General features: G+C 54.3%; 11 protein-coding genes and 1 riboswitch. Of the genes, 2 read left to right on the top strand and 9 right to left on the bottom strand.

What is annotated here, in order from left to right; translation table 11 throughout:
• Window positions 1-161: 161 nt before the first annotated feature.
• The 3 genes from AC27IT_RS27345 to AC27IT_RS27335 form a co-directional block, all read right to left on the bottom strand.
• Window positions 162-1,139, bottom strand: a complete 978-nt coding sequence (locus AC27IT_RS27345; RefSeq protein WP_005829952.1) for a cation diffusion facilitator family transporter — start codon at window positions 1,137-1,139, stop codon at window positions 162-164.
• Between the two features lie 183 nt (window positions 1,140-1,322).
• Complete coding sequence (locus AC27IT_RS27340) at window positions 1,323-1,637, bottom strand: DMT family transporter (RefSeq protein WP_005829950.1); 315 nt, start codon at window positions 1,635-1,637, stop codon at window positions 1,323-1,325.
• Window positions 1,634-1,987: a DMT family transporter gene (locus tag AC27IT_RS27335; protein ID WP_005829948.1), complete on the bottom strand. Its 354-nt coding sequence runs from the start codon at window positions 1,985-1,987 to the stop codon at window positions 1,634-1,636. The genes AC27IT_RS27340 and AC27IT_RS27335 overlap by 4 nt, the downstream gene beginning before the upstream one ends.
• Before the next feature lie 112 nt (window positions 1,988-2,099).
• A riboswitch (guanidine-I (ykkC/yxkD leader) is annotated at window positions 2,100-2,203 on the bottom strand.
• 210 nt (window positions 2,204-2,413) lie between these two features.
• On the opposite strand from AC27IT_RS27335, the gene AC27IT_RS27330 reads away from it, so the two are divergent.
• A complete protein-coding gene (locus AC27IT_RS27330; protein WP_238501771.1) occupies window positions 2,414-2,875 on the top strand; it encodes a low molecular weight protein-tyrosine-phosphatase in 462 nt (153 codons plus the stop codon).
• A 28-nt stretch (window positions 2,876-2,903) separates the two neighbouring features.
• On the opposite strand, the gene AC27IT_RS27325 is transcribed toward AC27IT_RS27330, so the two are convergent.
• From AC27IT_RS27325 to AC27IT_RS27315, 3 genes are all read right to left on the bottom strand, one after another.
• Window positions 2,904-3,713: an alpha/beta hydrolase gene (locus tag AC27IT_RS27325; protein ID WP_005829944.1), complete on the bottom strand. Its 810-nt coding sequence runs from the start codon at window positions 3,711-3,713 to the stop codon at window positions 2,904-2,906.
• Window positions 3,714-3,872: 159 nt separating this feature from the next.
• A complete protein-coding gene (locus AC27IT_RS27320; protein ID WP_005829942.1) occupies window positions 3,873-4,859 on the bottom strand; it encodes a hypothetical protein in 987 nt (328 codons plus the stop codon).
• Window positions 4,860-5,996: 1,137 nt separating this feature from the next.
• The gene (locus tag AC27IT_RS27315; RefSeq protein ID WP_005829940.1) at window positions 5,997-6,551 is read right to left on the bottom strand and encodes a DJ-1/PfpI family protein; all 555 of its coding nucleotides are present in this window, start codon (window positions 6,549-6,551) and stop codon (window positions 5,997-5,999) included.
• A gap of 156 nt (window positions 6,552-6,707) precedes the next feature.
• Here AC27IT_RS27315 and AC27IT_RS27310 point away from each other — a divergent pair, with 156 nt between their 5' ends.
• Window positions 6,708-7,136: a winged helix-turn-helix transcriptional regulator gene (locus AC27IT_RS27310; RefSeq protein WP_487092232.1), complete on the top strand. Its 429-nt coding sequence runs from the start codon at window positions 6,708-6,710 to the stop codon at window positions 7,134-7,136.
• Window positions 7,137-7,164: 28 nt separating this feature from the next.
• Here AC27IT_RS27310 and motB read toward each other — a convergent pair whose 3' ends face one another.
• The 3 genes from motB to AC27IT_RS27295 form a co-directional block, all read right to left on the bottom strand.
• A complete protein-coding gene (gene motB, locus AC27IT_RS27305; RefSeq protein ID WP_005829936.1) occupies window positions 7,165-7,968 on the bottom strand; it encodes a flagellar motor protein MotB in 804 nt (267 codons plus the stop codon).
• The gene (gene motA, locus AC27IT_RS27300; protein ID WP_007783444.1) at window positions 7,961-8,776 is read right to left on the bottom strand and encodes a flagellar motor stator protein MotA; all 816 of its coding nucleotides are present in this window, start codon (window positions 8,774-8,776) and stop codon (window positions 7,961-7,963) included. The genes motB and motA overlap by 8 nt, the downstream gene beginning before the upstream one ends.
• Before the next feature lie 115 nt (window positions 8,777-8,891).
• Window positions 8,892-9,623 carry a ZIP family metal transporter gene (locus AC27IT_RS27295; protein ID WP_005829932.1) on the bottom strand — a complete coding sequence of 244 codons (732 nt, stop codon included), beginning with the start codon at window positions 9,621-9,623 and terminating at the stop codon, window positions 8,892-8,894.
• Between the last annotated feature and the right edge of the window lie 346 nt (window positions 9,624-9,969).

The following is a 9,969-nucleotide window of genomic DNA, read 5'->3' as shown; positions in this document are numbered from 1 at the left end:
GAATTCTACAATACAGAACGGTTCCAGAAAAAACTCGGCGACCTCTCCCCAGTCCAATACCGGGAATCGATCGCCGCTTAAGATAGCGTCTTTTTTTAGTGTCTACTTGACGGGGCTATGACCAAAGGTGAGGGGCTTTTTTTCCTGTTAATTCGCCGGGGTCAGGTTGTTTCGAGGATGTTCGGCCGCTCCCAGTCGCTTACGCCGTTGTCCTCCAGAATGCCCATCGTCACGTCGCTGATGTCCGGATCGGTCAGCAGGCTGTCCCTGATGCGGTATTTGATGTCGTCCGCTACCGCCAGCGTCAGGCCCGTCCGCAGCTCCACGTAGCACTCCACATGGTAAAACCGCCCTTCCTGGACGATCCGCAGCCGGTTGATATCGACCACATCCGGATCGGCAAAAATGATCGCGGCAACCCGGTCCTCCACTTCTTTCGGAGCCGCTACCCCGATCAGTCCGACCATGTTGTCGTACCCGACCTTGAACGCTACGCCGACCATCAAAATGCCAATCAGGATCGTCGCGATGCCGTCCAGGAGGGCAAATGTCGTAAACTGCGTGACAATGACCGCGATCAAGGCCAATAGCGCGCCTGTCGTAGCCACGATGTCCTCGTAAAAGACGAGGCGCGTCGGCGGCGCCGCCCGTCCCACATGGCGAAAAGCAGCGGGGACGATCGCCCAGCCCTTCGCGTCGACACGGGTTTCGTGGACGATCTCTTTCATCGCTTTGACCAGCACGTAGCCGTCGACGACAATCGCCAGGAACAAAATGATAAAATTAAGCCAGAAGTGACTGGAATGCGCAGGCTCCTTGAGCAGATGGAAGCCTTCCATGATCGTTTCGTACGCCATGATCGTCACGACGATGACCGCGATCATGCAAAACAGGTTGATAACGCGGCCAAATCCGGTCGGAAACCGCGGCGTCGGCTTTTTCTCCGCCAGCACGCTGCCGAAAAAGACGAAGCCCTGGTTCACCGCATCGGCAATCGAGTGCATCGCCGACGCAAACATGGCCCCGCTGCCGCTGTACGCAGCGGCGACCCCTTTGACAATCGCCAGGCCCATATTGCCCAAGGCGGCCGTAGCCGAAGATGTGTTTCCTTTTTTTAACGTTGCCCAAAAAGAGCCCATGCTGCCATGTATCCCCCTCGAAAAAAATCCTGTTCTTGTTTACTATTCCCCGCGAAGAACCATCGTCCCTTTTCAAAAAAAGGAAAAAAATGAAAACAAGCGCCGTTGGCCGAATCAACGGTGCGGCGCCGCTTCCGGGCAGCAGCTCTCCAGGAGCCATCTGTTTCGATAGCAGCCGTGCCTTTACGCCAGCAGCTTCAAACCTGCCACCGACACGATGACCAGCCCGATGAACAACAGCCGCAGCCCGTCTTTTGGTTCTCCGTAAAACAGCATGCCTACGAGGGCGCTTCCCACCGTGCCGATGCCCGTCCAGACCGCATACGCCGTCCCCATCGGAATCTCGCGCATCGCCACAGACAGCAAGAGAAAGCTGAGCGAAAATCCGCCGAGCAGCACCGCCCAGGAGCGCAGGGACGGCTTCTGATTCACCTGCGAAATCCCCATGACACCAACTACCTCAAACAGTCCGGCCAAGATCAGGGACACCCATGTCATGCGACTTCCCCCTCCTTGTGCGCATCTCCCTCATGCTCATGCGTGACCAGCTTCAACCCGATAATGCCGACGAGCAGCAGAGCGATCAGCCCTACCTTGGCCCAACTGAACGGCTCCTGAAAAACGGCCATCTCGACGATCACCGTACCCGCTGTTCCCAGTCCGACAAAGACGGCGTACACCGTGCTCGTCGGCAGCCGCTTGCCCGAATAGATCAATACCGCGAAGCTGACCAGAATCGCGACAACGGTCAGCAGCCACTCCCAAAAACTGTCGGCGTGCTTCAAGCCCGCTACCCACATCACCTCAAACATTGCAGCGGCCACAACCAAAAGCCAGTTCTTTCCCACCACAATCCCTCCTTTTGTCTATCGTTCCCCAAGCGCAGCTTGCGCGCAGGCTCATCCGGAGCACCTTTTTCACACAAGCAAAAAAAGCCGCGGGCGAATACCGTCTCAGATATTCTCCCGGGCTTTTATCCCTCCGTGTACACGGCCGCAGCCGTGCGTTTTCTCTCGGTCCAGTCCGGCCAGCCTCCTGACCGCGGAACCCTAGAAAACGTATCGTATGCAATTCGAACATGGGGTAACTGGCTCTTATTGTAGCAAAAGCAAGGCGATTTTTGCAAGAACTGCGAGCAGGACACGTACGGGCGCGGAAAACCAGCCTGCTTTTTAGCCGTCGGGCAGTTTTTTTCAAAAACAGCTTCTTGTGCTATTCTAGCTAAATAGAAAGATCGTCCCAAACCGATCAAAACAGTGAGGAGGAGAAAACCGATGACAAGCGTACTGTTTGTCTGCCTCGGCAATATTTGCCGCTCCCCCATGGCGGAAGCCGTTTTTCGCCATCTCGCGGAGCAGGAAGGCTTGGTCGGGGACATTTCCATCGATTCGGCGGGAATTGGCGGTTGGCACGCCGGTGAGCCGCCGCACAAAGGCACGCAAAAAGTTTTGACCGAAAAAGGCATCGCCTGCGACTCGCTGCGCGCCCGCCAGATTACCCGCAACGATTTTGCCGAGTACGACTACGTCGTATGCATGGACGACGAAAATTTGGCCGCGCTCATGAAAATGGCTCCCGCAGGCAAAAAAGTGTACCGCCTGCTCGATTTTGCCCACGCCGTCCAGGAGCAAAACGTGGAAGACCCGTACTACACAGGGCGCTTTTCCTACGTCTACGACCTGGTGGAAGCTGGCTGCCGCGGTCTTTTGGCAGAAATCAAACGCAAAAAGGGATAGCCCGCTTGTCAGGGCATCCCTTTCTTTTTTATACTGCCACTGTTTTTTCCGCCCACAGCCGTCCCAGCCAGCTTACGGTGTTGCCGATCAGCTTGCTGTAGCTGTCCGCAGATGAAAACGTGTGGTCCCCGCCTACAATCACTTCGGTTTCGCACGCGCCTCGTCTGCGCAAACGCAGCTCCCGCTCATAATGGAACATCGCATCGACAGGAATCACATCGTCGCGATTGCCGTGCAAAATGAGGACATCCCCCTCAAACTGCTTGGCGTGGCGCAGCGGCTGGGCTCCGTTCAACGATTGGAAAAACCGCCCGGAGAGCAAATAGCCGTTGTGATCCGTTGTCCCTAAAGCAAGCGCGTCCTGGTACTCGTTTTCCCCGACAATCCGCACAATGTCGTCAAACGGCTGCGCTACCGGAGCCCACAGCGCGAGCGAGTGAATCCGCTTGTCCTGGCTTGCCGTCAGAACGGAAACGGCTCCGCCAAGGCTATGCCCAAGCAGCGTAATTCGCTCCTGGTCGACATGCTCCAGCCCCGCAGCGTAATCGAGCACGTCACGCGTCTGCTTCAAAAGCACATCCAGCCCGCCAGCCCCGTAGTCGCCGTCGCTTTCCCCGCAGCCGCCGTAGTCGAAGCGCAATACGCCAAACCCGTGCGCGGCGAGTTCTCTGGCGGCCTTTACAAACAAGCGGTTGACGCCAATCCGACTGCCGATAAAGCCGTGGCAGATCACAACCAATGGGTATTTTGCGACCGTTCTGCCGTTTTCCTGCTCTGGCTCATGCAACGTTGCCACCAACGTAACTGTATCGCTTGGAATATGTAATGTCCGTTCCAAAGAACTCACCTCTTTTATTTATAGTATTCCGAGTAGTTTACTTTGTTATTGGCTTTATTATCCCCTTTTTCCGCGAAAATGTCAAGAGCCACCTGCGATTGGCACAGGTGGCTCTTGAGCAGCAGAGGCGACGGGAAAAGGCCCGAGAAGCGCGGCGATTTACGGCTGGATGGATTTGCCGATTCGCTGTTGCAAGAGTTCAAGCAGTTGCATCCATTCGCGGCCTTGCTCGGAATCTTCCGCTCCGGCATACTGGTGCTCGCTTGGATAGAGCGAGTAAAATGCGCCCGCTTTGTTCTCCCCGAGCTTGGTGAGGAAAGGATGCTCCTGGTAGTACGGCAGCTTTTCCTGCTCCTTGCTCAAACGGACGACGGTTGCGAGCAGCACGTCCTTTTTGGCTGCTGGATCCTTGTAGAAAAAGTTCAGGCACGGCGGGTTTCCTTCTTCGTTCGCGCAGGTGGACTGCTCGATTTTCAGCTTGCTCATCGCTTTTTCCGGCAAAAGAATCCGGTAGCCGAGCGTGCTGTCGTACGCTTTCATCGTCTCGAATGTTTTCTCGATGTTTTGGTCGTTCAACGATTCCGGCGTATTCCAGATGCCTACCGACTTTTCCGATGCAGGTGCGACACTTTCGATGAACCATTGATCCCCTTTTTGCGTCACGCCGATGATGGCCCGGTCTGTGCCGAACTTCCCTGTGGAAGTCACCAGGTCAAAATCGACCTGGAATTTCAACGTTTTGGTTTGCGCTTGTGCCTGGGCTTGCCCGCTGTCGGCTTTGTCTTCTGTTATGCTTGTGACCGTAAAGCCCTCAACCCACGGGCTGGATGTCCCCGTCACCCAATGGAAGCTCTCCATTGGTGTCTTTAGCCCCAAGCGCGCCTGTTCGGTAAACAGCGCGTATTGCAGGGCGCCGTTTCGCATTTTGACCGCTTTCGCCCATGTTTGGACTGTTTCGTACGGGGAAGTGGGAACGATCCCGCTCTCCAGCATTTTCAACTGCTCGGCCAGCGTGCTTTGCGCAGCTTCCGCCGGTTTCTCCACTGCTGCTGCGGCGTTGGCTGGCTGCTGCGCAATCGAGGCTGCAGAATAGGCTGTCACCCCGATTGCCAGTGCCGACCCTAACGCGATGAGTTTTTTATACATTTCTGAACGCCTCCCGGTTGATCGCGATGCCTGTCAAACACACAGGCCCAGATTGTCTCACAGTTATTAGACGACGGAGCGGCGTTTTGTAACACAATTGGCTGGAAAATGTTTGCGTTCGAGTAAAAAACTTGATTGCGCCAAGCCTTTGGCGGAGGCTTCGTACCCAAAGGGCACAAGTCTTGCTTTCTCCTTTGGGGCGAAGGCTCAGTATGTTGACCTTATAGGTGGATAAGAAGCTTATCCGTTTTTGTTTGTACAAACTGGATCGAAACTATAGCAGCGTAGTAGCTTGGTGATGCGAGCATGAGGCTGTGGCTTGAAAAGCTCCTTCATCGGAACTTTTGGTGTGGCGAGGAAAGAGACGAAATCGCGGTAGCTTCTTGGGCTCCCTGCTGGGGGTTAGACTGCCCGGCTCCGGGGAAAAAGCGAAACCGCGTCCAAAAGTGGTCGATTCAGGTAGCCTCTCAGAGTTGGACGCTAAAAGCGTGTTTCGCTTTCTCCCCTCCGCCTCGGTTGGGAGCCCAAAGAGCTTTCGCGGATTTCGTCTCTTTCCTCGTCAGGGGCTAAGGGGATGGTCGGAGGGAGAAAGAAAACGCAGGATAAAAAGCATCATACAAGAATTTCAAAGAAGGAGTGCGGGCATTCGTGTGGACCTTCTTGAGAGCTATCATTCTACCTGTTTGACCATACACAATGCTTTTTGAATCTTTTTTTCCTTGCCTTACGCTTCTTGGCTTCCTGATTAACAACAACCCCAAAATCAACCCCGAACGACAGAAACAGCTCGTAGAGGAAACAGGAGAAAGCAAGCGAAGGTCTTTGGGACTCCTACCTAGCCGGAGGAGAAAAAGGAAAACACGCTTTTCAGCGTCAACCTGAACCTACTTCTTTTGAATCCTCTACTTTTGACGCGGTTTTCCTTTTTCTCCGGAGGCGGACAGTCTTCGCTCCCCCGCTAGAGGCCCAAGTACCTGTAGCGCTTTCTCCTGTTTCCTCTCACCACTACCGCTACGATCAACCGTTTTCCAAGCTGACAGTCCGTCTCGCAATGCTGCCCAAGAGTCTTATCCACTCCTGATGTCTATAAAAAAAGCCGATTGCGCCCCCATTGGCGAATCGGCTTTTGGCTTGCGGTTAGGCATTTACTTGCTTCACAAATTCTTTCATCAGTTGCGGCAGGTCGTTCCAGGCGTGCCCGGAAATCAGGTTGCGGTCTACGTGGAAGCGAGTCTCGATGTACTTGGCTCCCGCTGCTTCCACCTCTGGACGGCAAGCGAAGTAGGCAGTCATCTCGCGGCCTTTGATCTCGTCGGCGATGACGGTAAGTGCCACGCTCGCATGACACAAAATCATAACTGGTTTATCATGTTGGAAGAAATGGCGGGCGATGCGGGCAAAATCTTTGTGCAGGCGGATATGCTCAGGAGCACGTCCTCCTGGAATAATCAGCGCATCATACTGCTCTGGATTGATCTCGTCGAAAGTGGCGTGCGCTTCGATCTGGTAGCCGCGCTTTTCCGTGAAGGTCTGCCAGTCTTCAAAATCGTGCACGACGGTGTTGAGCACTTTTTTATCGGTAGGGGAGGCGATCGTCACGTCGAACCCTTCCTCCAGGCAGCGGTAGTACGGATAATAAGCTTCCAGCGCCTCTACGGCGTCACCTGTCAGCATCAATACTTTTTTGGCCATGATGGCTTCACTCCTTTTTTCCAAACGATAGGATTGCTTTGCTTTCCACATCGCTTATTATAAAGGCGTGCGCCTGGCAACATAAGAATGCACTTTTTTGTGCGGTAGTTACCAAAAGGGTACCTATGGACAAACCATAAGCAAAGGGAGAAAACCATGTCTGACCTGAGAAAAGAAACGATGGAAAAAATCCGCAACGGCGATTTTACTTGCTCCAAGGAGCTGACGCTGTCCATGTTCAGCGGCAAGTGGAAGGTCGTCATCCTCTGGCACCTCGGTGTGGAAGGCCCGCACCGTTTCAGCGAACTGCAGCGGCTGTTTCCGAAAATCGCGCATAAAATGCTGACGAACCAGCTCAAGGAGCTGATCGAGGACGGAATCGTCCATCGCGAGGTGTATCCCGAAGTTCCGCCACGCGTGGAATACTCCATGACGGAGCTAGGGATGACGCTTTTGCCGATCATCGAGCTGATGTATGAGTGGGGAGAAAAACGGATGGAGCAGTTGAGGCTCGCCATGGGAGAACCGCAGGCATCCAGTGCAAGCTGCGATTGTCCAAAAGCTCCCGAAAATAACGAAGGATAGCACCTGAATCGGGCGCTATCCTTTTTGCTTATGGATTGACACTGTTTTTCGGCGGGGAGGCCAGGTCGCGCAAAATCGCTACCTCTACCCGTCTGTTTTTCGCCCGGCCTTCCGCTGTCGTATTCGGTGCTACCGGATGGTACTCGCCCATGCCAGTCGCGCTGAATTTGGTCGGGTCCAGTTTTTTGTTTTCCAGAAGCACTTTCAGAAAGTTGACGGAGCGCTTGGCGGAAAGATCCCAGTTGGACGGAAATTCAGCACGATGAATCGGCACGTTGTCCGTATGTCCGGTCACGGTCACCTTTTTCGGATGGGGAACGAGCATCGCGGCCATTTCGCTTGCCAGCTTTCTCGCTTCCGGCTTCAGCACGGCGCTGCCGGAGTCGAACAAGGCGTTGTCCAGAATCGTAATCAGCAGCCCTTCTTCGGTCAGCTTCGTCTGGAGCTTGTCCTGCAGCTTGTTTTGCTGGATGTAGCCTTCGAGCTGTGTTTGCAGCTTTTTCAAGTCCTCTGTCTCTTTGCGGACGGCTTCCTCCAGCTTTTTCTCTTCTTCTGTCTTCGGCCTTTCCTGAGCGCCTTTATGTATCGTTTGCTGCATCATGTTCGGGTCGAGCGGAATCGGGCTTGGCTGGTCCAGCACGCCCACTCCGCCGTTCAGCGCAACGTTAAAGGAGCGAACCATCTGGTCGAACTTCTTGGCGTCCATTTCGCTGGAGGCAAACAATACGATAAACAAAGCGAGCAGGAGGGTGAGCAAGTCCGCGTACGGAATCAGCCAAGACTCGTCCATATGCTCTTCGTGCTGAGCATGTCTCTTCGGTCGCTTAGCCATTTACCGCAGCTCCTTCCTCCCTCTTCTCTTCCTTCATTTCTTCCTTCATCTCGGCACGCTCGTTGTACGGGATGTACACCAGAAGCTTCTGCTCGATAGCTGCCGGAGAAACGCCAGCCTGGATGGAAAGAAGTCCTTCTACCATGATCTTTTTGATCTCGATTTCCTGTTTCGATTTTCGTTTCAGCTTGGTTGCAAACGGGTGCCACAGCACGTACCCGGTGAAAATACCGAGCAAGGTCGCCACGAACGCGGCCGCAATGGAAAGGCCGAGTGCGTCGATATCGCTCAGGTTGCCGAGCGCCGCAATCAGACCGACTACCGCTCCGAGTACCCCGAGGGTCGGAGCGTAGCTACCCGCCTGGCTGAACACAAGCGCACCTGCCTGATGGCGTTCCTCGATGGCGTGAATTTCCTCATTGAGCACGTCGCGGACGAAATCCGGCTCGCCCCCGTCGATAATCATCTTCATGCCGTTGCGCAGGAAAGGGTCCTCGATCTCATCGGACGTGTTTTCCAGCGCGAGCAAACCTTCGCGACGGGCGATGGAAGCCCAGTTCATAAACTGACCGATCAATTCCCTTTTGGCAGGGAGTTTTTGCTCGCTAAAAATAACCTTGAAAAGGGCAGGAATCCTTTTGATTTCCGACATGGGAAATGCGTTGAAAAGGGCGGCGATCGTACCCACGATGATAATCATGAACGCTGCCGGATTCAGCAGGGCCGAGGGACTCGCGTGCTTCAAGATCATCCCGACCACTACTGCAACAATACCTAGTACGATACCTATCAAGGTAGACTTTTCCATCGTGACACTCCCTATTACCATAATCGAAATCTATCTATATTATGGTTTCGGTTTTTTTCGCCGCTTTTGTGAGGGGTAGTTGCACAAATTCCGCATTCTTTCGCAAAAAATCCGCTCACCCGAAAAACTGCACCAGCCCGATCATGACCAACAGACCCAAAATGAACGAAAAAGTCGCGGAGCGCGCATGGCCGTCCCCGTGGCTCTCCGGGATCAACTCCTTGTAGACGATAAACAGCATCGCGCCTGCTGCAAACGCCAGGCCGTACGGCACCAGCCCTTTGACTACGGCGGTGAGGTAGTAGCCGCAGATCGCCGACGCGATTTCCACCGCTCCCGTCATCGTCGCCAGGAAAAAGGCTTTGAGCCGGCTGACCTTTTGATTAATCAGAAAAAGCGCGACCAGAAACCCTTCCGGCGCGTTTTGCAGGCCAATGGCAAAGGCGATGAGGCCGCCAAGCTCCGGCTGCTCGCTCGAATAGCTCACCCCGACCGACAGCCCCTCCGGGATATTGTGCAAGGTAATCGCCATCAGGATCAACAGCGCCTGCGAGTCCATCGCGATGTTGACTCTCGTGTGCTCCAGATCAATATGTGGAATCACGCTCTCCAAAACGGTGAGAAAAAGCGTCCCGGTGAGCACGCCCAGACAGACGATCATAAACGGGGCGTTGGACATCGCCTGCGGAATCAGGCTGAACGTCGCTGCCGCCACCATGATGCCAGCGGTAAAGGCCAGAAGAATATCCCGCCAACGGTGCGTGACCGTGCGAAAAAACAGAATGGGCAGAGCCCCGACCCCCGTTGCCATCGCGGACAGAAAACTCCCCATCAAAAGCTGTTCCATGAAAGTTCCTCCACGAGTCGTATGTATTGTCGCATTTCAATCATCCAGATACATTGGGCAAGATTGTCCCTCCTGTTAGCTTATAATAAAACGAGGCGGAACATGTTAAAAAGTTCATCGCTGCGGCAACAAAAAAACGCCAGAAACACTGGCGTTTTCGAGGCGTCGCGGCTATGTTTCCGCGCGATACGTCTTGCCCAGCTCAGCTCCCAGGCCAAATTGAGACTCCCACGGCTAAAGCCGCAAGCCTTCCACCTTGCGGTGTACGGGTGGGATTCTTGAATGACTAAGCGTTCGCAGTCCATTTCTGTTTTGAACAGCCTTCAAGATGAGGGCATCTCATTGC

This window comes from Brevibacillus sp. YAE8 (genome assembly GCF_057543335.1).
The sequence above is the reverse complement of the archived record's forward strand: the minus strand, read 5'-3'. Positions and strand labels throughout refer to the sequence as shown.

Excerpts from the sequence above, each read along its gene's own strand:
- AC27IT_RS27345 (WP_005829952.1), bottom strand. The coding sequence starts at position 1,139 with ATGGGCTCTTTTTGGGCAACGTTAAAAAAAGGAAACACATCTTCGGCT.
- AC27IT_RS27340 (WP_005829950.1), bottom strand. The coding sequence starts at position 1,637 with ATGACATGGGTGTCCCTGATCTTGGCCGGACTGTTTGAGGTAGTTGGT.
- AC27IT_RS27330 (WP_238501771.1), top strand. The coding sequence starts at position 2,414 with ATGACAAGCGTACTGTTTGTCTGCCTCGGCAATATTTGCCGCTCCCCC.
- AC27IT_RS27320 (WP_005829942.1), bottom strand. The coding sequence starts at position 4,859 with ATGTATAAAAAACTCATCGCGTTAGGGTCGGCACTGGCAATCGGGGTG.
- AC27IT_RS27315 (WP_005829940.1), bottom strand. The coding sequence starts at position 6,551 with ATGGCCAAAAAAGTATTGATGCTGACAGGTGACGCCGTAGAGGCGCTG.
- AC27IT_RS27310 (WP_487092232.1), top strand. The coding sequence starts at position 6,708 with ATGTCTGACCTGAGAAAAGAAACGATGGAAAAAATCCGCAACGGCGAT.
- motB (WP_005829936.1), bottom strand. The coding sequence starts at position 7,968 with ATGGCTAAGCGACCGAAGAGACATGCTCAGCACGAAGAGCATATGGAC.
- motA (WP_007783444.1), bottom strand. The coding sequence starts at position 8,776 with ATGGAAAAGTCTACCTTGATAGGTATCGTACTAGGTATTGTTGCAGTA.
- AC27IT_RS27295 (WP_005829932.1), bottom strand. The coding sequence starts at position 9,623 with ATGGAACAGCTTTTGATGGGGAGTTTTCTGTCCGCGATGGCAACGGGG.